The 24001-nt window shown below is 46.7% G+C and carries 17 protein-coding genes; 3 read left to right on the top strand and 14 right to left on the bottom strand.

Going from position 1 to position 24001, the window contains the following annotated elements; genetic code table 11:
- The first annotated feature begins 3 nt into the window (after window positions 1-3).
- From L5M18_RS14570 to mnmH, 3 genes are all read left to right on the top strand, one after another.
- Window positions 4-1110 (top strand): acyl-CoA desaturase, encoded by a 1107-nt coding sequence (locus L5M18_RS14570; protein ID WP_168826995.1) that lies wholly within the window; start codon window positions 4-6, stop codon window positions 1108-1110.
- Between the two features lie 95 nt (window positions 1111-1205).
- A complete protein-coding gene (gene selD / locus L5M18_RS14565; protein ID WP_105251019.1) occupies window positions 1206-2264 on the top strand; it encodes a selenide, water dikinase SelD in 1059 nt (352 codons plus the stop codon).
- Window positions 2264-3370 (top strand): tRNA 2-selenouridine(34) synthase MnmH, encoded by a 1107-nt coding sequence (gene mnmH, locus L5M18_RS14560; protein WP_263197489.1) that lies wholly within the window; start codon window positions 2264-2266, stop codon window positions 3368-3370. Before selD ends, mnmH begins: the two co-directional genes overlap by 1 nt.
- Before the next feature lie 74 nt (window positions 3371-3444).
- Here the strand turns inward: mnmH and L5M18_RS14555 are convergent, their stop codons facing one another.
- From L5M18_RS14555 to L5M18_RS14490, 14 genes are all read right to left on the bottom strand, one after another.
- Window positions 3445-5307: an MFS transporter gene (locus L5M18_RS14555; RefSeq protein ID WP_263197488.1), complete on the bottom strand. Its 1863-nt coding sequence runs from the start codon at window positions 5305-5307 to the stop codon at window positions 3445-3447.
- Window positions 5298-5909 (bottom strand): TetR/AcrR family transcriptional regulator, encoded by a 612-nt coding sequence (locus L5M18_RS14550; RefSeq protein WP_263175856.1) that lies wholly within the window; start codon window positions 5907-5909, stop codon window positions 5298-5300. Before L5M18_RS14550 ends, L5M18_RS14555 begins: the two co-directional genes overlap by 10 nt.
- A 316-nt stretch (window positions 5910-6225) precedes the next feature.
- Window positions 6226-6669, bottom strand: coding sequence for a GNAT family N-acetyltransferase (locus L5M18_RS14545; RefSeq protein WP_263170315.1), 444 nt, complete (start codon window positions 6667-6669; stop codon window positions 6226-6228).
- A gap of 7 nt (window positions 6670-6676) precedes the next feature.
- The gene (cysQ, locus tag L5M18_RS14540; protein WP_011848162.1) at window positions 6677-7489 is read right to left on the bottom strand and encodes a 3'(2'),5'-bisphosphate nucleotidase CysQ; all 813 of its coding nucleotides are present in this window, start codon (window positions 7487-7489) and stop codon (window positions 6677-6679) included.
- A 71-nt stretch (window positions 7490-7560) separates the two neighbouring features.
- On the bottom strand, window positions 7561-8109 hold the full coding sequence (nudE, locus tag L5M18_RS14535) for an ADP compounds hydrolase NudE (RefSeq protein WP_263197487.1): 549 nt from the start codon (window positions 8107-8109) through the stop codon (window positions 7561-7563).
- A gap of 236 nt (window positions 8110-8345) precedes the next feature.
- On the bottom strand, window positions 8346-16787 hold the full coding sequence (locus L5M18_RS14530) for an Ig-like domain-containing protein (protein ID WP_263197486.1): 8442 nt from the start codon (window positions 16785-16787) through the stop codon (window positions 8346-8348).
- A complete protein-coding gene (locus L5M18_RS14525) occupies window positions 16784-17644 on the bottom strand; it encodes a sulfotransferase family protein (protein WP_212600796.1) in 861 nt (286 codons plus the stop codon). The genes L5M18_RS14530 and L5M18_RS14525 overlap by 4 nt, the downstream gene beginning before the upstream one ends.
- A gap of 69 nt (window positions 17645-17713) precedes the next feature.
- Window positions 17714-18250 carry a phage tail protein gene (locus tag L5M18_RS14520; RefSeq protein ID WP_113941567.1) on the bottom strand — a complete coding sequence of 179 codons (537 nt, stop codon included), beginning with the start codon at window positions 18248-18250 and terminating at the stop codon, window positions 17714-17716.
- An 11-nt stretch (window positions 18251-18261) separates the two neighbouring features.
- The gene (locus L5M18_RS14515; protein WP_168826978.1) at window positions 18262-18792 is read right to left on the bottom strand and encodes a phage tail protein; all 531 of its coding nucleotides are present in this window, start codon (window positions 18790-18792) and stop codon (window positions 18262-18264) included.
- A 12-nt stretch (window positions 18793-18804) separates the two neighbouring features.
- Window positions 18805-19326 (bottom strand): phage tail protein, encoded by a 522-nt coding sequence (locus tag L5M18_RS14510; RefSeq protein ID WP_263197485.1) that lies wholly within the window; start codon window positions 19324-19326, stop codon window positions 18805-18807.
- Window positions 19327-19410: 84 nt separating this feature from the next.
- Window positions 19411-19902, bottom strand: a complete 492-nt coding sequence (locus L5M18_RS14505; RefSeq protein ID WP_263197484.1) for a GNAT family N-acetyltransferase — start codon at window positions 19900-19902, stop codon at window positions 19411-19413.
- A gap of 276 nt (window positions 19903-20178) precedes the next feature.
- Window positions 20179-21318 (bottom strand): sulfotransferase family protein, encoded by a 1140-nt coding sequence (locus L5M18_RS14500; RefSeq protein WP_263175860.1) that lies wholly within the window; start codon window positions 21316-21318, stop codon window positions 20179-20181.
- Entirely contained in the window at window positions 21318-23363 is a 2046-nt protein-coding gene (locus L5M18_RS14495; RefSeq protein WP_263197483.1) for a phytanoyl-CoA dioxygenase family protein, read from the bottom strand. Before L5M18_RS14495 ends, L5M18_RS14500 begins: the two co-directional genes overlap by 1 nt.
- Window positions 23341-23928 carry an aspartyl/asparaginyl beta-hydroxylase domain-containing protein gene (locus tag L5M18_RS14490; protein WP_263197480.1) on the bottom strand — a complete coding sequence of 196 codons (588 nt, stop codon included), beginning with the start codon at window positions 23926-23928 and terminating at the stop codon, window positions 23341-23343. Before L5M18_RS14490 ends, L5M18_RS14495 begins: the two co-directional genes overlap by 23 nt.
- Between the last annotated feature and the right edge of the window lie 73 nt (window positions 23929-24001).

Below are 24001 nucleotides of genomic sequence, written 5' to 3'. Positions count from 1 at the left end.
ATAATGAAAAAACCCCCTATCATCTGGCTTAATGTCAGTCTGTTTGCCATCACTTTCCTCAGTGCAGTAATTTTAGTTCCATGGCGCGGTATTGTTCATGGCTATGGTGCTAGTGAATGGATCGCTTTTATTGTTTTAGCCTTTGCCAGTGGCCTGTCAATCACCGCGGGTTATCACAGACTCTGGTCACACAAGGCCTATAAAGCCCATCCGGCGGTGCGTTTTATATATGCCCTTGGTGGTGCTTTAGCATTACAAAACAGTGCATTGCACTGGGCATCTGATCACAGAGTCCACCACAAGCACGTAGATGATAACGACAAGGACCCGTACTCAGCCAAAATGGGATTCTGGTACAGCCATATCGGTTGGATGCTGCGTGAGTATCAGTCGCAACGCTATCACGATTATCAAAATGTGCGTGATCTGCAAAATGACCGTATTGTCATGTGGCAACACAAACATTACCTCGCACTCGTTTTGCTGATGAACATTGGACTGCCAGCACTGCTTGGCTGGCTCAATGGTGACGTGCTGTCTATGTTATTGATGGCGGGTTTATTGCGTTTAGTGGTGGTGCATCACTGCACTTTCTTTATCAACTCTTTAGCCCACGTGTGGGGCAGTCAGCCTTATACCGATAAGAATACCGCCCGCGATAATGGCTTCTTGGCCATGTTGACCTACGGTGAGGGTTATCATAATTTCCATCATATTTTCGAAAATGACTATCGTAATGGCATTAAATGGTGGCACTACGATCCAACCAAATGGTTGATTAAGTCATTATCTTGGTTGGGATTAGCTAAGGATTTGCGTACGAGTCCACAGGAACGTATCGAGAGCGCACGCTTACAGATGCAGTTATTACGTACCAAGCGGAAGGTTAATAACCTGCCTAATGCTGATGAAATTATTGAAAAAATCCAAGCAGAGTATGAGTTATTAAAGCTGCACTTAATGGATTACTATCAAGCACAGAAAACCTTGCTTGAGGCCAAGCGTAAACAACTTGTCGATCAGCAACTATTGCAACAAGTTGAAGAGCTAAAGGCGCGTTTCTTAGTCCAGCAAAAACATTGGCACAGCCTGACCGCAACTTATAGCTAAGCCACAATTCTGCCCGAAAGTCATACGGCCACCTTGCATGGTGGCCGTATCTGATTATGATGATGCCTTAATCACTTAAATAGGCTGTTGAGATCATGTCAGATTCCCCAGTTACACTCCCAGAATCAATCAAGCTAACAGAATATAGTCATGGCGCAGGTTGTGGCTGCAAAATATCCCCTAAAGTGCTCAGCACTATCTTAGCCTCGCAATTACCTGTATTTACCGATCCAAATCTGCTGGTTGGCAATCAGAGCCGCGACGATGCTGCAGTGTACAAACTCAATGATGACATAGGCATCATTAGCACTACCGATTTTTTTATGCCAATTGTTGACGATCCATTCACCTTCGGTCGTATCGCAGCGACCAATGCGATCAGCGATATTTATGCCATGGGCGGCACGCCTATTATGGCGATTGCAATTTTAGGTTGGCCAATCAATAAACTACCCGCAGAAATCGCACAGCAAGTGGTCGATGGCGGCAGACAAGCCTGCATGGAAGCGGGGATCATGCTAGCCGGTGGTCATAGCATAGACGCACCCGAACCTATTTTTGGTCTCGCGGTTACCGGGCAAATTGCCTTAAGTGATTTAAAACAGAATGATACCGCTAAAGCCGGCGATCGTTTATATCTCACTAAACCTATCGGCATTGGTATTTTAACCACAGCGCAAAAACAGAAAAAACTCCGCGATGAAGATAGTCTCATTGCGGTAAATGCCATGTGCCAACTCAATACTATAGGCGCGACCATTGCAAAAATTAGCGGTGTAAATGCCCTGACCGATGTCACAGGTTTTGGACTGGCGGGACACTTACTCGAAATGTGCCAAGGCGCCAACCTCACTGCGAAGCTTAAATTTGATGCAGTGCCATTGTTACCACGCGCCTTAGATTATTTGGCCTTAGGTTGTGTTCCTGGCGGAACTCACCGTAATTACGATAGTTATGGCGAGCATCTCCCCGAGCTCAGCGAGCATCAAAAAGCGATACTGTGCGATCCGCAAACCAGTGGTGGCCTGTTAGTTGCCGTCTCGGCCGCAGCTGAAGCGGAATTAATTGCCCTACTCGATGCGAACCACATAACCCCAATCTGCATTGGGTCACTGGAAACACCGACCACTGCAGCGAATGTGGTGTTGTGCTGATGCCAAGCGCTATTGTAGCCGCAGAGCAATATCGAGAAATTTTCCTCAACCAACATCCGATGATGGATGTGCGAGCGCCCATAGAGTTCACTCGGGGCGCGTTTCCCAACTCGACCAACTTGCCCTTGATGCTGGATAGTGAAAGGGAAAAAGTCGGTACTTGTTATAAGCAATTTGGTCAGCAAGCCGCGATTGCATTAGGTCATTCACTGGTGAATGGTCCCATCAAGCAACAGAGAATCGAGGCTTGGGCTAGCTATGTTAAAGCCAATCCTAATGCTTACCTTTATTGCTTTCGCGGCGGCCTGCGCTCGCAACTCACTCAGCAATGGCTCAAAGAAGCGGGGATCGAAGTCCCCTATATTCAGGGTGGCTATAAGGCCATGCGCCAATATCTGATTGGCGTGATTGAAGCGGCACCCGCTCAGCAACCGTTATTGAGTTTGAGCGGGATGACGGGCTGCGGTAAAACCGATTTTCTACTACAGCGTAAAGAAGCGGTTGATCTTGAAGGGATAGCCAATCACAGAGGCTCTAGTTTTGGAAAGAATATCGACCCACAGCCAACGCAGATTAACTTTGAAAATCAACTCGCCATTGCCTTGCTACAGCACCAAACAAGTGGCGCGGCGTGTTTACTGCTCGAGGATGAAAGCTTCCTGATTGGGCGTTCGGCGCTGCCGCAGACATTTTACAATGCCATGCAAGCCGCTAATGTTTTAGTGCTAGAAGAGTCGGACGATGCGAGGCTCGAACGCTTACGCTATGAATATGTGCATAAAATGTATAGCGGCTTCTGTGAGCGCCTAGGGCCGGAAGCAGGTTTTGCGGCTTTCAGTGAATATCTATTACAGAGTTTAGTGAGCATTCGCAAACGTCTAGGCGGAAAACAACATCAAGAACTGCAAGATTTGATGCAACAAGCCCTCGATCAACAAATCAACCAGAATGACACTTCGCTGCACTTAGTCTGGATAAACCTGTTATTGCACAAGTATTACGATCCTATGTATCAATACCAATTACAGAAAAAGTCCGAACGTGTTCTTTTTAAAGGCTCACATCAAGCGATGCATGAGTGGTTGGATAGTTATCAAACTCGATAAATTACCCACGCATAAATGAGATAACCGCGAACATTAGATCCGCGGCTATCACTTTATTTCATGCCTTAACGAATTTAAAACTTGCCCAGCAGGCAAGCCACTTGGACTCTCAAAGATTCCTTATTCGCAAGCTTACCATCGACGGCATCCGTTAAATCCACCGACACCCTTGACCAAAAACGCTTGGGCATTTTAGCTAAGGCATGTCCGCCCTTGTGGCTAAAGTAAGATCCCCATAATCCGTGCAATGCCATAGGAATGACTGGCACAGGATCTCTGGCCAAAATCTTATCAATTCCGGGACGAAAATCGCCAAGTTCACCGTCAGGTGTGAGTCGACCCTCAGGGAAAATACATACCAACTCGTCATTGGCGAGCGCTTCATGAATCGCCTCGAAGGCACGATTATAGGTCTCTTCACTTTGCTTAGGCGAACAGATAGGGATCACACCTGCATGGCGGAACAAATACTTCAACAGAGGAATTTCGCTGATGGATTTATCCATCACAAAGCGGATTGGCCGTGTCGACGCTCCCATAATAATCAATGCATCCACATAACTCACATGGTTACAGACTATGATGCCAGCCCCTTCTTTTGGAATTTTCTCTCGGCCTGTGACTGTCACTCGATACATGACATGACTGAGTAAGTAACTGATAAATCGTTGTGTAAATTCTGGTACTTGTGAATAAACATAGAGCGCGACTACAGCATTCATCACGGCGAGTAGCAGAAATAACTGTGGAATAGTCCAACCTGCAACGCCCAGCAACAGCATAGATAACAGTGCCGAAACCACCATAAACAATGAGTTCATAATGTTATTGGCGGCAATCGCCTGAGCACATTCACCCTTAGGCGAACGAGATTGAATAAACGCATAAAGGGGGACGATAAACAAACCGCCGCTAACGCCGATCATAAAGAAATCCAGCATCACCCGATAATGTTGCGACTCGCCAATAAAGGCCTTTAATCCATAGACAAAACCAGCATCCACTGGCGCAGGTGGAATAGCCCAAAGCAAATCGACACCAAAAATAGTTAATCCCAATACCCCAAATGGCAGTAAACCGAGCTCCACATGGCCGTAGGAGAAACGTTCACAAACGAAGGAGCCAACAGCAATCCCGATGGAAAACATGCCTAATAATAATGACACCACAGTCGCACCAGAATGCAAATGCAGCTTAGCAAAGTTAGGAAACTGAGTCAGATAGGTCGCACCTAAAAACCAAAACCAACTGATAGCGAGGATAGCCATCCAGATTGAAGGCGTTTGACGGGCTTTTTTGATGCTACGCCAAGTGCCCGATAACGGCCTGAAACGTATTTTTTCAATGACGCCCTGCGGGGGTAATGCAGGAATCGCTCGGCTCGATAAATATCCTGCAAAGGCTAATACAGCAACAGTAATCGCCGACCAAAGCGTACCGTTTTCATTAGAAACCAAGATCCCCGCACTCAAAGTGCCCACCAGAATAGAGAGAAAAGTGCCCATTTCAACCCAAGCGTTGCCTGTGACTAACTCGTCCTCTTTCAACGCTTGGGGTAACAAGGAATATTTAACCGGACCGAAGTATGCAGACTGACTACCCGTTAAAAATAATAGTAATAACATCATCATGTAGCTCTCGCTCAGAATCGCAATCGCGGCGCTAAACATGATGATGACTTCGAGTAGTTTCAATCGGCGAATGAGTTTAGCCTTATCCATATTATCGGCGACCACACCCGCATGGGCCGAAAAGAGGAAAAATGGCAAAATGAACACCCCAGCCGCCAAGTTCACAAACATATCGACGCTTATGGGTAGGTCTTTCACTTGGCTAAAGGTCACTAATAACAGCAACACATTTTTATAGATGTTGTCATTCAATGCGCCTAAGCACTGAGTCGCAAAATAGGGTAAAAAACGTTTTGTTAGCAGCATGATAGTTCCTTCTGGTAACCCATTCCTTGTAAATAAGCTTGTACGTGACTCTTGAGTAAATCCCGCAGTGATAATGACTCAGCGAAGAGCTTATTATCGAGTGACAGAGAGGTCAGCCCATGAATTCCCCCCCATAATACCCGGCTCATACTGAGATGCTGCACCGGCGTAACCTCGGGAAATAGTTGCGCCAATTCACGCTCAATCAGAGTAAATAACCCCGCAATCAATTGCCCTTGCGATTCGGGCAAGGGTTCAGAATCGAGTAATTGCAGCTCAAAAACCAGCTTAAAAGCTTGGCGCTGCTCATGGGCGAATTGACTATACTCCCAAGCCATTGCAATAATTTTACCTAAACTGTCGGCCGCACGAACACCCGTCAATCGGTCGTGCAAAGTCCTAAGCGTTGACTCAGAAACTGCCAGTAATAAATAGTTGTAGCTGCCGAAAATATTGATCAAGGTACTAGGGACATAACCAATTTGGCTGGCCACTTTGCGTAAGCTGAGCCCTATGGCACCTTGATCTATCAGTAACTCAGTTGCCGCTTGTATTGCCATCGCGCGAATTTCATCATGGCTGTGTTCTTTTCGTCTGGCCATAGGTCTCATCCCCTGTTGAATAGCAAGAGACTAACAGCAGTTAAAATAAAAAACAACGTTCAAAATAAGTTTGTTTTACGTACAGAAGAGGGTAAATAATGAAGGATACTATTGAAGATGATGGATAAAGATAGGCACTCGAATTAGATTCCCTCAGCAAGCCGAACTGGATCCGTGGGATGACATCACCTAAAAGAGCATAAAAAACGGCACACTCAGTCAGCACACCGTCCATTATTTTGATTTAAAAATCATTCTTAATTCAAAGGTGATTTTTATTTGAGGATAATCTTTGGTTCAAAGATAAGCGCGCGATTTAAGGCCTGCGATAAGTCATCACAACCCTATCTGCGCCATCGCCAAAATAATCGGCTTCAAAAGTTGAATCAATGAAACCTAAATGCTGATATAAGCCATGGGCAGGGTTACTCGGATCAACGGTTAAACACACCCGCTCAACTGACACGGGCAACTCGGCTAAACATTGTTGCATCAAACGTTTGCCAAATCCCTTCCCGCGAGCATTTTCACTCACTGCGACAGATAATATCCACATGCAGTTAGGATCGCTACTCTGGGCACTGAGCAAATAGCCTTGTAGCTGATTATCTGCATCCACGGCCACTAAAAATTGCTCTGGCCAACAATCAAATCCCTGACGGAAGAAAAAATCGGGATAGCTATGCTCACCAAAAATGGCCTGTTCGAGCTGATAAACTGCGAATAACTCTGACTTTAATACCGGACGTATAGACTGCATTTGAAAATCATTCACCTATTAAAATCTTATCCCACTCTAAGTTGGGTGCGCCAACTACGATGAAGTTAGGGTTTTCTAAGCTCTCGCGCTCATTGTAGGTTAACGGTTGCAGCTCAGTATCCATCAGCTGTCCACCCGCTTCCTCGACGATAATTTGCGCAGCTCCCGTGTCCCACTCACCCGTTGGTCCGACTCGTACATAACAATCAGCACGACCTTCGGCGACAAGACAACTCTTTAACGCTGCGCCCCCCATCACGACTAACTCGCAGTGTTTGGGATGGTTGAATAGGGTCAACACAGATTGAGGGTCCTGACGGCGACTTACGGCTAATCTTAGGGATACCTTTTCACGGTGCTCAATTTGGCGACTGCTAATACGCACTTCTTGTTTATCCGTGCGCTTGTACGCCCCTAAACCAGCAATAGCGTAATAACACACTTGCGTCATAGGCACATAAACTACGCCCATCACGGGACGATTGTGTTCCACCAGCGCAATAATGACTGAAAAATCACCACTGCCGGCGATAAACTCCCCCGTACCATCGAGCGGATCCACCAACCAATAGCGCTTCCAAGATTCACGCACACTCAACGGAATGTCAGCGGCTTCTTCAGATAACACAGGAATATCAGGCGTTAAGGCGGTTAATCGGTCACAAATGATCTTGTTAGCCGCTAAATCTGCGGAAGTGACAGGGGTATTGTCAGACTTCATTTCTCGCTCAAAATTACCTTTGAGATAAATGTCACGGATAGTTATCCCTGCATCGGTCGCAATCGCAATAACTTCGTCGATCAACTCTTCTGGCTTCATAACAACTCCAATCGCCTGCTGAGCGAATGTTTTGCAAGCGTGCAAACTCTGAACGCTTAAAAGGAAAAAGATTATTTATGTAAATATTTTTGCGCCAAAAACAACGCGCTCACACTACGGGATTCAGAAAAATCGACATCATCGAGCAAGGCTTCCCAATCGGCGAGCGACCAAGGCACCACATCAATTGGCTCAGGCTCATCACCTTCAAGGCGACTATCATACAGATCTTCTGCAAGAAAAATTTGCATCTTACTAGAGAAATAACCCGGAGCTAGGCTGAGTTCTTTCAGTAAAGTGAGCTTATTCGATCCAAAGCCAATTTCTTCCTGTAATTCACGATTAGCAGCTTCTATTGCTGTCTCACCGGGATCGATCAAACCTTTTGGGAAACCGAGTTCGTAATTATCAGTTCCTGCAGCATATTCGCGTGCCAGTAGCATTTTCCCTTGATGAATAGGCACTATCATCACAGCGCCACGACTACCGCCTTTCATGCGTTCATATTGGCGCTCTACACCATTGGAGAACTTAAGATGCACTTGCTCAATTTGAAATAATCGGCTTCTCGCGACAACTTCGGTATGCAATATTTCCGGCTTATTCTGCCGTTGCGACATAACTGCCTCTGGATAAAAAAGCGATAAATTAAATAAGGTAAGTGACAATCTTACTATCCTGTCTTTAATCTACAACCTGAATTTATTACATGCTCCTAATGGTAAGCCACAAATCCTTTGCGATATGCATCACAAACCCAGCCCAGCCTTAAGTGAACACCTTCAAAATATTCTCAAATATGATGTTTTTATTGGATAGTAAAAAGGGGCGAATGCCCCTTTTGATATGCTAACGCTTAAAATTGATATCGTAGATTGAGCTGGTAACTGAGGAAATCATTAGGCTCGATGTCCACATATTGAGATCCCAAACCTACAGACCATGACTCACTAAATTGATAGCTAAAACGCACGCCCGCATACCAATCTGTACCATCAAGCTCTGTAGTTAAACGGCTATTGCCCATAGTGCTACTGATATCCGCTTGCCACCTAAACAACCCGATGGGTAATTCAAACCGCCAAGCTTCATGTTGGAGTAAAGTGAAACGTAATCCCAGCATGACACCATCGGCCAATACTGGCGTCACGGCTTTGACCTGCTCATGATATTGCTCAGGGGTGAGACTTGCGCCCTCAATCCTCGCAGTCCCATTACCAAAGTCGGCATAGCCAAATTCGATGGCAACAAAGGGAGTCCATTGATAACCGATACTCACACCCAAAGCAGTATCTTTATCATCAACCGATGTTACAAAGCCTGTCCCCGCTTGTGGCTGTAGATCTCGCCTGCTGCTATCAACCTGAGCTTGCCCGACAAATCCCTCGACATACCAGTTATCAGCCGCATTTGCTTGATTAACGGAGCCTGCGAGCAACACAGCGCCCAAGACTAATTTATGTAATTCCTTACGGCGAATTAATCCCATTGTAAGAATCAAACCTAATGCCCATAAGGACATACTGCCTCCACCCGACTTGTTATCTATCACCACATCTTGGTATGCCTTAACTGTGATTAACGCTTGCCCAGTTGCTTCGCCGCCCAATCCATCACTAATCTGATAACTCACAGTATCGACTCCATCAAATCCAGTTTTAGGGATATAACGTAGCTTATTAGATTCAACAGAAACCGTTCCTTGCTGCGCGGTTGCGCTGACTAAGGTTAAAACGTTGCCATCGGGATCATTGTCATTACTCAACACATCGAGTAACAAGCTCGTTCTGTCATCTATGGCAGCACTATCGTTCACTGTCGTAGGTGCCGTATTGCCATTAACAATCACAGTCAACTCACTACTCGCAGTACCACCTTTACCATCGGTAATGCTATACACCAGCACATCTGTACCGATAAAATCGGTTGCTGGCGTGTAACTTAACTGCTGATTAGCCAAGATAACTACGGTTCCGAACTCGCTGGTGACTTGTGTTACCCTCAAGGCATCACCATCGCTATCCGTATCATTGGCGAGCACATCGACATCGAGACTCTGATTCCAAGGTAAAGATGCCGTATCTGGGTTCGCCACAGGTAAATGGTTACCATTGAGTATCACTGACACGCCACTTGGGTCGACAATGGTTCGGTTAGCGACGCCATCGTCATCGTTGGGCCCACCATCTTCTATGGTTAACTGCACACACCAATGGCCTTCAGTTAATCCAGAAGTCCAACGATTATCTCCAGGAGGAGGGCAGAAACCACGCTCGCCTTCACTACTGGCAACACTATTGCGCGCATTAATCACAAAATCCTTCCAACCATTTTGGGCTTGATACTTACGATATACTGCATTGGCAGGAACTGGCGAACGTTGTGGTATCACCAGACTGTAACTCTGCCCTTGTTGCGGTAGTCCTGTAGCAATGAAGTCAAAAATCCCCCCCACATTGGCCGCGATACTGTCTTCAGGAACCAGATTAGGTAATAGTTGAATACCACTTTGCTCTTGCATCAGTGCAATATTACCTAAGCGTAAGCACACGCCCGCTTGCCCCTCTGCCAGAAAGTACACAGGCTGCAACTCACCTTCAGGCATCACGTTACAATCATTGATTGCATCCAAGTAATCTGGAATGCCATCGCGGTCTGTATCGGTAAATCCCTCTTGGTTATCAGGGATCAAATCACCGTCGGTATCAGTCCCCGTCAGAGGTGGCAAAGATGGGCGCACAACAATATAAACTTTCTCCGTGGTAGACAGCGCGGGTAAGCCGCTATCCGTCACAGTCAGGCTCACAGGATAAATGCCAGGCAAGACCTCTGTCGGCAAGAAGAACATCCCCGCATCATCGGACTGCAAGTTCAGCGCGCCACTCGACCATACAGATGTCAAAGTATCGTTCATGTTGGCATCGCTAATCTGCGCATGAATATGAACCTCGCCACCATTTTGTGCCACGATCAACTGACGTTCACCCGCTTGAGTCACCTCAAGAGTCACACTCGGGGCAATGTTAGCCTCAGTGATCGACACTTGTGTTTGCTTCTTACTGCCTAAATTCAAACTTGGATCTAGGCTGATCAACACATCTTCTTCAGCCTCAACTTCCCCATCCTCTATGGTTCTAAAGTGAATATGGGCCAATGTACCTGAAGTAATCTCCACTACCGCATCGACTAAGTCATGATCATTGCTGTCCGCGGAACCTGCAACCGTATAAGGAACTGATATTGGATACTCAGGCGCTACACCGTTTAAGTGAATACTAACAACAACCTCATTACCCTCACCCACGACTTGATCTTTACTCAAGGAAATTAATGGATGCACTTTTACTTTCTGAGCCTTAGTCGCTTTATTGCCATCACGATCTACGGCTTGCCAGTAAGCAAGATAACTACCAGGGGCAAAGAATAAACGCTTATCGACCAAAGAAACGGGCAGTGGATGACCATTACGATCGACGGCCTTCGCAAACCCTAGATCCACTCGAGTGAACAAGCCTGTTGCATTAACCTCAACATCACTAGGTACAGTAATAACAGGTAAATTGTCAGCCTCCCCACCTTCTACCAGTAAGTTGACTTTTGCACTTGCGCGCCCTTTCTGACCGTCACTAATGGTATAACGAAGTGCGACCGGACCAACATAAGCTGCAGGGGCAGTAAATATGAGTCCATCAGCAGTAATCTGCACACTACCTATGTCTGCCGCCGCGCCATCGATAGTCAAAGTATCACCGTCCACATCAACATCATTCTCTAGCGCAGCTAGTGTGTATTTATCATCCGCGGTGCTGGCTAGAGTGTAATTATCATCGACAGCTTGTGGGTCATCATTCACTGGCGTGACATTAATGGTGATAGTTGCAGGCTCAGAACTCAGTTCAGCATCCTTAGCAATAAAGCTTATCTGATCTGCACCGTTGAAATCTTTCTCCGGTGTGTATAACCACACAGTTCCATGCTGCTCCAAAGTGCCCGATTCAGGTTGGCTCACCACTTCATAGGTAAGAGGATCACTATCTGCATCCTCCCCAGTAAGCGTGATCATCACAGAGCTATCTTCCTCTAAGGTCACACTTGCACTCGTCGCAACAGGCGCATCGTTAACGTTAGTCACTGTAATGCTAAAGGACTGCTCAGCCGTTAAGCCATCCGTATCCGTCACACGTAAGGTGACCGGGTGACTGCCCACATCAGCATTGCCAGGCGTGCCGCTGAGTAAACCCGTCGCCGCGTTGAAACTCAACCAGCTCGGTATCGTCACCGCACTCAATGTCAGTACGTCGTCCACATCGACATCTGTAGCGGCAAAGGTATAGCTGTAAACAGCCTCTTGCACAGCGGCCGTAGTTGCTGTTGAAGTGATGGTAGGTGCGTCGTTGCTATTAGTGACTGTAATACTAAACGATTGATCTGCTGTTAATCCGTCAGCGTCCGTCACTCGCAGTAACACAGCATGACTGCCCACATCCGCATTGCTCGGCGTACCACTGAGTAAACCTGTCACCGAGTTGAAACTCAACCAGCTCGGTTTGGTCACTACACTGAGGGTTAACACAGCACCCACATCTAAGTCTGTAGCTATCACTGTGTAACTGTAAGCTATATCTTGAGTTGCTGTAGTGATGGCTGGAGAGCTAATCACAGGTGCATCGTTGACGTTGGTCACAATAACCATGAAGGATTGGTCAGCCGTTAAGCCATCTGCGTCTGTCACCCTCAGCGTCACTGGGTGAGAACCCACATCAGCATTAGTAGGCGTGCCGCTTAATACACCAGTCGCGACGTTAAAGCTTAGCCAGCTAGGCTTAGTTGTCGCGCTTAACGTAAGTACATCGCCCACATCAGTATCCGCAGCCGTAAAGATGTAGCTATACGCTGCATCTTGGGTCGCTGCAGTCATAGCCATAGAACTAATCGTCGGTGCATCGTTGACGTTCGTCACAGTTAAATTAAACGCTGGTAGACTCGCGGATAAAGCGCCATCAGAAACGCTGATAACAATTCCGTTAGTCACACCAACATCTTGATTTAATGGAATACCAGACAACATACCTGTCGCGGTATTAAACGTTGCCCACGTAGGTTTATTACTAATACTAAAGCTAAGTGTATCTCCCACAGAGTCAGACGCTGTTGGCGTAAACTGGTACGAAGCATCCTGATTCACTATTAATATCGGCGAACCACTAATAGTCGGTGCACCATTTGGCGTCACAGAGTTACTCGCACTTGAAGCATTACCACTTCCCACAGTATTCGCCGCAGTAACACTAAATGTATAGGCCGTACCATTTGAAAGCCCTGTAACTGTAATTGGAGATCCTGCTCCCGAACCCGTAAAACCACCGGGGCTAGATGTCACTGTATAAGCCGTAATTGATGAACCGCCATTAAATATCGGTGCAGTGAAGCTAACAACCGCTTGGCTATCCCCAGCGATTGCGGCTCCTATGGTTGGCGCTCCAGCCACGACAGCATTTACCGCAAAGGTTCTGCTCACCTGTGTTGCTGGTAAATAGCTACTATTACCTGCTTGATCTGCATTAATAGTACAGCTACCGGCCGTCACAAAGGTCAGTGCACCACCGGAGGTAATAGTACAAACGCCCGTAGTGGATGAAGTAAAGACAGGTGTTAAGCCTGAATCAGCTGTAGCCGTTAATGTTGGCGTAGTACCAAAGTTCTGTGCACTTGGGGCAGCAAAAGTGATGGTTTGGATTGCTGCCGGAGTAATCGAGTTGGATGCGGCCGATGCAGAGCCAGTACCCGCCACATTATCGGCAGTTACAGTAAAGGTGTACGCTTGGCCATTGGTTAAACCGGTCACCACAATCGGAGATGAACCACCGTGTACTGGAACGACATCCGCCGGGTTTACCGTCACGGTATAACCGGTAATCGCCGAGCCACCAATATTCACTGGGGCAACAAATGCAACACTGGCCTGGGTATCACCGGCGATTGCAGTCCCTATGGTTGGTGCGCCGGGAACTACGGGGCTAACGCTGAAAGACTGGCTCACCTGCGGTGCAGCCAGGAAAGACAAATCGCCCGCCTGATCCGCATTGACCGTACAGGTTCCTGTCGTTATAAAGGTCAACACACCGCCACTGGTAATAGTACAAACACTGGTGGTAGATGAGGTGAAAGTGACAACATAACCACCACCTGCCGATGAGCTTGCGGTCAGCGTTGGCGAAGTACCAAAGTTCCGTGTTCCTGGATTAGCAAAGGTAATCGTCTGTGGTGATGCCGGAATGATCGAGTTGGAAGCTGCCGATGCTGCACCCGTCCCTGCTGAGTTGGTCGCGGTTACCGTAAAAGTATAGGCCACTCCGTTCATCAGCCCAGTTACTGTAATTGGCGAACTTGAACCCGTACCGGTTGCACCACCTGGATTAGCGGTGACGGTGTAACCGCTGGCAATAATCGCAGCCCCACCCGTACTGGCTGGTGCAGTAAATGTCACCGTTGCTTCAGTATCACCTACAGTGGCAGTGCCGATGGTTGGTGCATCAGGAACTATCGCATTCACGGTGAAAGTTTGGGTAACCGTAGTGGCCGCATTCCAAGCCGTATTGCCTGCCTGATCTGCATCGATAGTACAAGAACCCGCCGTCACAAAGGTCAGGGCGCCGCCGCTGGTGATGGTACAAACACCGGTAGTGGATGAACTGAAGGTTGGGGTCAAGCTGGATGTTGCTGTCGCACTGAGCGTTGGTGTGGTACCAAAGTTTTGCGCTCCAGGATTACCGAAGGTGATGGTTTGAGCACCTTTGGGAGTTACTGAGTTGGAAGCACCGGAGGCCGTACTGGTGCCTATGCCATTAGTCGCGGTAACGGTAAAAGTGTAAGCCGAGCCATTGCTAAGACCAGTAACTGTAGCAGTACAAGCTGCGGGCCCAGCACAGGTGCCAAATGCACCACCGGGGTTAGCCGTAGCGGTGTAAGTAGTAATTGCTGAACCGCCATTATTGCCGGGGGCACTAAAGGTTACTGATGCTTGGCCATCGCCTGCGGTGGCTGTGCCTATGGTTGGTGCAGCAGGCGCAGTTGGAATAGCAACTGTGTGGGTTGCACCACTGCTATAAGCCGCAATACCCGCATTACCTGCGTCGTCAGCAATATTGGTTGAACCATTTAAATTCAACTTGAAGACGCCGTTGCCACTAATGCCGTTGATATTGATATTAACGCTGGTACCCGACGCTGCCGACACGCTGGCAATATTTCCCGTAGCGGTTCCTGAAGTTGTCGCCAAGGTAAAGTCATCGGTTGATATGTTGCTTACTGACTCACTGAAACTGGCAACAAATGCCATGCTCGAATCAGTTGAAGCAGGAGTACCGCTGAGCGCAATACCGCTCAGGGTCGGAGCAATATTATCAATCGTCGCACCAGTAGTATCTGCTGCGGTTGTGGCATTGCCGGCGTTATCGGTTGCACTGAAGGAGATATTGCGGTTGGTGTTATCAATCGCACCAGCGACTATGGTGTAGGTTGCAGTCCAGGTTCCCGAACTATTGGTTGCGGCCACTGCAGCACCACCACCAAATTGTGTGAAGTTGACGGTAGCTGAACTAATCGTATCGGTATTGTTATCACCACCAGCCGTGTTGTTCCAGGTCGCCGTAACCGTATCGCCAATTTTGTAGGCACCGCTGGTTCCAGTTGCGCCGGAAATACTGATGCGTCCATCTGTCACAGTAGGCGCGATGCTATCGACGGTAGCATTGGTGCTATCCGCTGTAGTATCGCTGCCACCTGCATTCGTAGCAGTGACACTCACATTGCGCGCCGTATTATCGATGGCACCTGCGGTGATTGTGTAGCTTGCAGTCCAGGTATTACTGCTATTGCTTGCAACAACAGCAGCACCACCGCCGAATTGTGAAAAATCAACCGTTACACCGGTAACACCAGAATTATTATCGCCACTTGCAGTATTATTCCAAGTAGCGGTAACTGTATCGCCAATCTTGTAAGCACCACTGGTGCCAGTTGCGCCGGAAATGCTGATTCGGGCATCACTTACTGTAGGTAGAGGAGGAGTATCTATTGCATTCGCGACTGTGAAGCTACGAAACTCAAAGTTCTCCGGCCCATCATTTGGCAAAGTACAAGCACTTGCACAATCAAAAAATAATTTGAACCCTTTTAGCTTAACGCCAGAAAAAGATCCTAACTGCCCAGCACCAAAGGCGAAGTTTTGAGCACCTGGGACTCCGTTAACAACAGATGACGTAACCGTTCCGCCACTCTGCAGGTAACCGACAATACGCAGATTAGTAAATTCACTAGAGTAGCCAGCGTACTCGCCTCCCGTTAATCCCGTTAACTCAAATGCAGTAGTATTGGTACCATCGGCGCGCAAATAAAAATAATGGTTAGTGCTAGTCGCACCACCATGCATGTAAGCAAAATTGCCAAGGCCATTACCTAGATTTTGAGTGACTCCATCCCCCCCCTTAGCTGTTAATCTGAAATGGGTTGTGCTGAGCTGTGCAGTTCCCTGTCCACTCCAACCTGCAAAATCATAAGTGCCATCTACAATTGGCGCTAACACCTCTGAAAAATCCCTTAATGCTTTTTCAGAAAACACCAAAGTAGATTCAATATTTCCGCGGGTAACTTCTAAATCCCAGTCGCCCTGCAACTCGGCATTACCGGTTAAATTATTGGAGGCGGCAACATCCAAACCCGTGTTATTGCTAATGATATCCAGCAGCGCTTCACCGCTTTCATTCGCGGCCAAATCACAACCATAAAATAATAAATCGCCACCTTCACGCACCGCGCCTTTTAGCGCAGCAAATGCCTGCACTTCTTGCTGGATTGTCTCTGGGGTAATACGTGAATTGCCTAGCAGTATCACACCAGCTTGTGCGTGGGAAACCACATGAATAGCTGCGAGATTTTTGTGACCATCAAGTACATTAATTAATTGCGGTAATCCAGCGATAGAAGAATCTAACTCTACCAATTGAACACTAGGTTTAAGGGCGCGAAGCAATACCGATTTATCAGCTTCAGCCACTGCGCCATCAACAATCACCAGCTCACGCACCGGATGTGCACTCTGGATATCCAGTTGATCACCAGATAAATCAATTAGATCCTGTGGTAGAGAGGTGTCTGAACGCAATAATAGATCGGTCGATGCACTTATCGATGAACTCAAATAGGATCGCTGATAACTCGGCGCTGCAATAGCACCAGCACCATAGAGTCCGAATGGTAATAACAGCGAGGAAAGCCCACTAAGCAGTGCGTGTCTCATGATAAGTGATTCCCTTCATTTTTTGCGTTAGGTGCTACAGGTTTTTTACTTGCAATAATATTGGCTGCAGTGCCAGTACTATCCAGCCAGAAGTCCATTTCTTGATACTTCATAAATAAGTCAGGCGGTAAAATACTGCGCCTACTTTTGTATTCCACTTTCCGCTTAACGCTATGCAAACCTTTGACCCCAAGATTGTGGTCAAACTCATTTTCAGCATAGTCGACATTATTAAAATCGTGATCGAATTGCGGTTCGCCAATAAAACGATAGATTAACTCCAGCGTGCGTGCCGGATGCTGGGTAAGCAGATCATAATCCACTAATAGCAAGCGATCAGAAAACTCGCCGTAATAGGCTTCCTTGAGTGCGGTCCATGCACTTCCAACCGCACCACCAGCATTGATTAATGACTCGCAGCGGCTATAAACCGTCTGACGCGAGGCCGCATTGAACATACGGCTGTAATCAAATGGGTTTTTACGGTAAATCACTTCAAAACTATCCATAATCCAAGCCGGATTACGCACACAACAAATCACTTTAAAATCATCAACCAACTCTACCAATTGATGTAGACGGGCAGTCCAGTGACGATTTGTGTCGAAAATAACCGGATGATTTTTATCTTGATAATAAGCATCAATTAATGCCCGACAAATGACCTTACGTTTATGTTCATCGAAAAATGAATAGGACTCACTACCAGCCCCCATTTGCTCGAGGGCACCATTCACAAGCCCCGCTACAGGGCTACTGATAGCCGCATGAAAGCGTGGATTTTGCCGAAGTATACCTGCGAGGAGCGTCGAGCCAGCACGCGGTAAACCTGAAATAAAATGTAATTTGTTTGGCATTAATGTGACTTACTAATTAAAAATATTTATTAAAAACTTCCCGACAAACATGCCGGGATCATTCATCAATTAATTGCGTGCCGGAAATACACCATAAAGGGCAATACAATAATTCAATGCGATAAATGGCTGACGGTTTTCATGGGGTAGACCACCACCATTTAGACCTAAAGTCTGTGGTGCCATAGTGGTATTTAACGTACCTGGTGCTGCCTGCATATAGTTGACTATGCCACCACCACGTCCATCCTTCGCAAGATAGGTATTCGCTGCCGGAGAAGGCAAAGTCCCCTGATTATTCAAACCGGTCAGCGTGTGGTTGTGTGCTGGCATTTCAGTGGAGATCAGCGTCACCCCATTTTCACCAAACTGTTCGCCCCAATCCCAGGTTCTAAGCCCGGGGCCCTGACCTACACCAACTACGGTCTGCCCCTGCAAATTAGGCAATTGGAATGTGGTTGTACCATTGCCACCATAAGTAATTCCGATAATTGAAAACAACGCGGTATTACTTGCGATTGACAATATTTGGCCATTACACAGCGCCCAATTGTGGGGAGCGAAGCTGAATGGCAACAAACGGATTTCACCTATAAATGGATCCATAATTTCGCTCCTTAATTACGCGATGGGAAAATGCCTTCAATACATATGATGTAATTTATCGCTGTAGTAGGCATGATGTTATTGTGTGGTTGTGTTCCCCCTGAGGCTTGCACACTGAGTGCATTCATAACTTGGGGATCGGCACCGCTAGATGGCAAAGGAGCATAAATATTATCGGTATTACTGTGGGCAAAGACATTACCCATAGGGCTAGGTGATGTGGAGGGACTTGCAGTACTCGCCGACAAACTATGGCTGTGTGAAGGTATTTGCGGCGTTAATAAGGTAACGGATTCAACACCAAACTGCTGACCGATAACACGGGGAGTCAGACCAGGGCCATTACCCTGTCCAACCGGAAGGCGACCGCGCAAATCCGGCAATTGAAATGTTGTTACCCCATCACCACCATAAGTGGTTCCGATAATTGCGAAAAGAGTGCTTTGCTCACTAATACTTAATAGCTGACCAGCGCACAACATCCAACCTCTAGGTGCAAAACTACCCGCAAAAAGACGGATATCACCGATATAAGGATCCATAGTGATTCTCCTCTAGTTACGTGAAGGGTAAATGCCTTGAGTGGCAATGCAATAATTCATTACCAGTGAAGGCTGACAATTTTCATGGGCTTGATTGCCACCAGTACTGGATACCGTTGCAGGGTCCAACGCTTGTAAACTTGCAGTGGACCCATACAAATTGACCTCACCAGCTGCATTTTTGGCGGCGGCAATATTATTGCCTGCAAACAACGTGGTATCGCCGGCAGTAGAACTGGCCATCACAAGGTGATTATGTGCAGGCAAGTTATTGAGTCCGAGTGTTACATTTTCCACACCCGCCTTACTGCCCTGAGGCAAACCTGCGCCGACATTAGGGTGAACCGGTACACGACCACGCAAATCAGGAAGCGCAAAGGTTGTTACGCCGTCGCCACCGTAGGTCGTACCCAAGAGTGAAAAAAGCGCTTGGTTGGTGTTGATTGGCAATAATTGCCCTGCACACAAAGTCCAATACTTAGGTGCCCAGTTGTATGGGAGAAGCTTAATTTCTCCGAGAAAAAAATCAGACATCCATGACTCCTTAATAAAAATAAACCTATCTATACATCATCTGTTTGATTACAAACGCTTTCCTCTTCCCTCAAACAACACTACCTATGGTGATGGCCACGATAGCCACTCTTGAGTAGGTGATATTTCAAAAGGTAAGAAACCCAAGCGAAGATATAACTGTTTCGCACGCATATTTTGTCGATCAACACTCAGACTCACACTCGCCTCTTTTGCTTGGGCATAGGCTTTTACCGAGTCCAAAATGACTGAACCATAACCATAGCCACGAAATTGCGGTGCGATGACAAAATCGACGATATAGACACCGTTAACAGAGGGATTAAGTATGATTTTGCCAATAGAAATTGATTGATATTCAATGATTAGAGTCACCGCTTGAGGGTATTGGGCAGCGTAACTCGCTTGCTGTAAGCGGTATTGTTGTTGCACTAACAGCTCTCGTTGCTGTGGGGGAAGCGGTAATAGAGACAATTCCGTCCTTGCAGAACAAAATAGTGCAAATACAAAAGCATCGTCATTTTTATACGCATAACGCAATGAATAGGCTTTAGGTAATACGATGTCTTCTACCATCAAATACATTCCCTGTAATAAGTAACTCTAACAGCGCTTTATAGTTCTTTAATTCGTCGTGGCAGCTCGGGGCTAACGGGCAAAACTCAACAAATCGAATGACAGGTTTAAAGAGTGACTCAGGGAAATGCGTTCGCAGAATAAAAAAGGCTAACGACTTGGAAGTACATGGTTGCATTTTCCATCCCTAGAATAAAAACGTTAACTTGCTGATATTTTTTAATATAGATAGTTGGCTAAAGCTAGTTCACATCACACAAAAATACAAGATTTATGTTAACCTTTAGTTTCAAAAAGGTGAAGATTAGACCAGTTACAATAACGGTGGATCTGTTCTTTTTGCTTAGCCGAAAAAAAACTTTGTTTAGATTGTGAATCTGCTACAAAGGGCTGCGTGGCTGTTTTAGAGTGTATTAACTGACATTGTTCGACTTGGCTGCACTCTTCTTTAGAGAGAGCCAACGAAAACCAGTTTGCGATTTTATTCGCTATCGCGGGTAACAACTCCTGATAATCCACGACCATCACTTGGTTACGCTGACTCATCTCTAACCCATAACCCAATAACAAGCGCAATACCTTACATTGATAATCCAGTATCGACTCCCCCTCCTCTGGTACTGATAATTCACGGAATAAAGGTCGAGACGGTTGTCGCACCATATGATATCCAGCAGACTTTTGCTGTGAGGCTAAGATCTCGACGGGGTCCCTAAGTAGCAATAACACGGGAACTTGAGGATAAAGTGATAGGATCAATGGCCAAAACTGCAAATCCCACGCATTCCATTTAATCAACAAATGCTGTTCAGGATGAAACAACTGACCTTGGGTATTAATGCAAAATATTAAAGCTGCGCGTCTTTCAGTGTCTGATAGGTTCCTATCCAATAGCACTTGAGTCAGCAAAGGCGATTCAGATAACGCCCTGCATTTAGATAACCCCGCAAAACTGCGCGACACTAAGGTAGATCCACAGCGAGAGAGGTGAAATATAAATCCGGCAGGCTGCACTTGTTCTACTAGCCCAGAAAGATTTGGCGCAGGTAACAGAGCAGTTTGGGGTTTGATCAAGGCGGACAATAACTGACCCCGCACGGCAGAAATATGCTCCGAGTAGAAAGGATGAATCGGTTTTTCTGCGGCGGACATCCACTCTAATACTCTGCGTTTAGGGTCATAGTCTGCTGGCGCCCAAAACTGGCAGAAGAGTGAATAATCCGGCTCTATCCTTTGTCGATTACCAGTATGCAAGATGGCCAGTAACGTATCATCGCCACAGTCTGGTAAGTACCAAAAAAGCCGCAAATATTGGCAAAAGTTGGTGAGAGTCATAACCTTGCCAAGCTCCCTCAGGGCGGCTGGATTATGAACTAACAACCAATAGCGTTGCTGTTGTTCTTTAAAATCAACCATTAGGAAGCCATAGGGTAAAAGTTAATGTATTGCACCATACGCGGTAACGTCCCACGATTAGGACTGGCGCCGTGGGGCAAGGCATGGTGCCAAATGATTAAATCGCCCGCTTTAGCCGCTATAGGTTTTACTTGCCAGCGATGCCAATCCTGTTGCTGAAGCTCAATATCAGGCTTGTTCTGTTCGAGAAGCCACTCCTCTATCTTGAGATGAAATCCGGGGACACAACAGAATGCGCCTTGTTCGGCACTGGTATCGGTTAAATAAATTAACCCTTGAGTCGCAAACTTAACGGGTAGCTGTAGCGGCATATCCCAGTGCATATCCGGACCGGGGAAATGCCAAGTTGGCGTTTCAGGTGGATTAAAACTGACTCTATCGGTTGTCATAACTAAATCAGTTCGCTGCCACAATTGTTCAAACACTTGACGGATTTTGGGGACTTGTCGATTCGCATCCAGTTGCGGATGGCGAAACAGTTGCAGCATGATTTTCTGCATAAACTCATGAGGTTGATACCAAGTGGTGGGATCTTGTTCATTGGCTCCTAACTGCTGCCAAATAAAATCTCGTGTTGCGGCGCATTGCTCTGCCGTGAGTACTTGCGGGATCACTAAGTAGCCTTCACTTTGCCAAAAATTGAGTTGTGACTCGCTGAGGACTGCCGCCGGATTTGAGTCTTCAACCTCTGCAGAATTGAAGTCTTCGACTTCTGGTACTGTGACCGATGGCATTAATCCATGGAAAATAGCGCCTAATTGCTGATTAATCCCAGCAATATCCGCGGCTGTCAGCTTGGCTATTTGCTGAATGTAAGCGACAAAAGCTAACTGATGATCGTTTTGATATAAAGCTCTTAGACCCGGCTCTAGCCCTATTCCACAAAGATCCAGCAAGGTTTTATCTAAGTGCCATTCATTAGCCAGTTCAGTGAATGGCACTCCCCGTTTGCGTAGCTGTATCTTTTGCCAAAGCCGCTGCAAATGATAAATGCCTAAGCAGCTCAGATCGTCACTCGACACAAGCACAGGTTTTTGCTCAGTGATATCAAATACAAAATCAGGATGAGCCCCCTGTTCATATCGAAAAGCAAGGCATGAAAGAGGCTTAAGCCAATGCTCGCGTCGATATCGAGGCAGAGTGAGTTGGGATTGGTTTTCGCTCAGCGTGGAATTACCATAGACTTGAATGGAAGTCGTGAACTTAAGCGTTACCACACTCGGGCTGAAATCGGGGAGCTGTAATGTACCAGCCAAGAAACTGCGGTCTCCACTGGCAAGCAAGCGTGCTGTTTGTAGGTTGAGCGCGAATAACGGTCCTAAATAATGCGTCTCCACAAAATCCTGCACAGTACGACACTCAAGCCAAGCGTCTAACTCAATATTTTGCGGGATGAGCACACCATCATCGGCAAGATACGCCTGTAAATGGGTAAAAATTTGCACTTGCGGCTCCTGTTGCAACAAGTGCTTCATGGTTTCGGAAAGAATCACATCAAACTTTACGACTGTATTTGGCTGCCAAAGCGTGGCATCCGCACAGACACTCTCCACCATACGATCAGCTAAATCAAAGTGTTCAATAAGCTTAGTGACTTTATCTAACGAGGCTTGATGAATGTCGAGCAAGGTCACTTGAATTTGACTCGCAGAAAATAACGGCAGCAGAGGTAATAATAACCAAGCAAAAGGTCCAGTCCCCGCATATAGGATGTTCACAGTCTGCCCTGGATGAGCCTTTAGACGATCTTGTATTGCTTGATAAATCCCTTGTATGAAGACTCGGCCCCGCTCGGGATCTTCGGCACACTGCGCCGCGGTAGTGAGTGACACCGCCTTACCAAAAGGCGTATGGCTCGCCTCAGTATCCAAAAAAGACTCGGGGTGTAACTCCACTGCCGCTATTTGGCACAACTGCTTCAGCATGGGATCGATGAGCCGTTTAGACTCCCCCGCTGAGGTCGACAGCAGTAGCGCATTAGCAAACTGAGTTAATACAGCTACATCCAAACTATGCCCTAATTCAAGCTCTGATCTTTGCAGCATCGATTAACTCCCTTAACCAAGTGTTGACCTCGCAATCAATCACTAAATTGATCCGCGCATCCTGCCCTTTATTTTCAACCCAATGGACTTGGTCGGCATTGATATACCAAAGCTCTCCGGCCTGCATGGGTACACGTTTATCGTCCACGTAAAAGTTGAGTTGCTCATTCGTTTGCAGTGGCAAATGCAGTCTTGCCTCGCTTTGTTCTAGGCAGAGTCCTTGATCTCTATGGGGTTTGATTTCTGCCCCCGCATGTAAGCGCATCAAACGCACGGATTTCACTGGGCAGGCTAAAGATTGTAGAAAATGGCATAACGCAGGGCTCGATTCGAGTTGAGGCAAATCTTGCCAGTGCTGACCGGTAGAAATTGAGAAGGCTTGCAAGATAGGATGAGCACCGCGATACTCTGCTGCACAGCGTAAGACGAGAACATCCCAACCACCCATATAATCACGCTGATTAACATGGGGTAACCAGTCTTGTTGCAGCAAAGCATTCAACTCTTGCTGTAAACTAAGGGAGTTTGAAACTTGAGCTAATAGGGCAAAAGAACAGATATCCATATCCAACCGCTTAATTTTCAGACTAAAAATAATTAATCATCCAAGACTAGCACAAAGATTTAAGCATACAAGT

Origin of the sequence: Shewanella sp. SM20 (assembly GCF_025654545.1) — a bacterium.
In the GTDB taxonomy this organism is placed as follows: domain Bacteria; phylum Pseudomonadota; class Gammaproteobacteria; order Enterobacterales; family Shewanellaceae; genus Shewanella; species Shewanella oncorhynchi.
The sequence above is the reverse complement of the archived record's forward strand: the minus strand, read 5'-3'. Positions and strand labels throughout refer to the sequence as shown.

What these genes read in the sequence shown, in the direction of transcription:
- L5M18_RS14555 (WP_263197488.1), bottom strand. Translation starts at nt 5,307, where the DNA reads ATGCTGCTAACAAAACGTTTTTTACCCTATTTTGCGACTCAGTGCTTA.
- nudE (WP_263197487.1), bottom strand. Translation starts at nt 8,109, where the DNA reads ATGTCGCAACGGCAGAATAAGCCGGAAATATTGCATACCGAAGTTGTC.
- L5M18_RS14510 (WP_263197485.1), bottom strand. Translation starts at nt 19,326, where the DNA reads ATGTCTGATTTTTTTCTCGGAGAAATTAAGCTTCTCCCATACAACTGG.
- L5M18_RS14550 (WP_263175856.1), bottom strand. Translation starts at nt 5,909, where the DNA reads ATGGCCAGACGAAAAGAACACAGCCATGATGAAATTCGCGCGATGGCA.
- L5M18_RS14525 (WP_212600796.1), bottom strand. Translation starts at nt 17,644, where the DNA reads ATGCCAAACAAATTACATTTTATTTCAGGTTTACCGCGTGCTGGCTCG.
- L5M18_RS14530 (WP_263197486.1), bottom strand. Translation starts at nt 16,787, where the DNA reads ATGAGACACGCACTGCTTAGTGGGCTTTCCTCGCTGTTATTACCATTC.
- L5M18_RS14515 (WP_168826978.1), bottom strand. Translation starts at nt 18,792, where the DNA reads ATGGATCCTTATATCGGTGATATCCGTCTTTTTGCGGGTAGTTTTGCA.
- L5M18_RS14505 (WP_263197484.1), bottom strand. Translation starts at nt 19,902, where the DNA reads ATGGTAGAAGACATCGTATTACCTAAAGCCTATTCATTGCGTTATGCG.
- L5M18_RS14500 (WP_263175860.1), bottom strand. Translation starts at nt 21,318, where the DNA reads ATGGTTGATTTTAAAGAACAACAGCAACGCTATTGGTTGTTAGTTCAT.
- L5M18_RS14490 (WP_263197480.1), bottom strand. Translation starts at nt 23,928, where the DNA reads ATGGATATCTGTTCTTTTGCCCTATTAGCTCAAGTTTCAAACTCCCTT.
- L5M18_RS14495 (WP_263197483.1), bottom strand. Translation starts at nt 23,363, where the DNA reads ATGCTGCAAAGATCAGAGCTTGAATTAGGGCATAGTTTGGATGTAGCT.
- L5M18_RS14545 (WP_263170315.1), bottom strand. Translation starts at nt 6,669, where the DNA reads ATGCAGTCTATACGTCCGGTATTAAAGTCAGAGTTATTCGCAGTTTAT.
- cysQ (WP_011848162.1), bottom strand. Translation starts at nt 7,489, where the DNA reads ATGAAGCCAGAAGAGTTGATCGACGAAGTTATTGCGATTGCGACCGAT.
- L5M18_RS14570 (WP_168826995.1), top strand. Translation starts at nt 4, where the DNA reads ATGAAAAAACCCCCTATCATCTGGCTTAATGTCAGTCTGTTTGCCATC.
- L5M18_RS14520 (WP_113941567.1), bottom strand. Translation starts at nt 18,250, where the DNA reads ATGGATCCATTTATAGGTGAAATCCGTTTGTTGCCATTCAGCTTCGCT.
- selD (WP_105251019.1), top strand. Translation starts at nt 1,206, where the DNA reads ATGTCAGATTCCCCAGTTACACTCCCAGAATCAATCAAGCTAACAGAA.
- mnmH (WP_263197489.1), top strand. Translation starts at nt 2,264, where the DNA reads ATGCCAAGCGCTATTGTAGCCGCAGAGCAATATCGAGAAATTTTCCTC.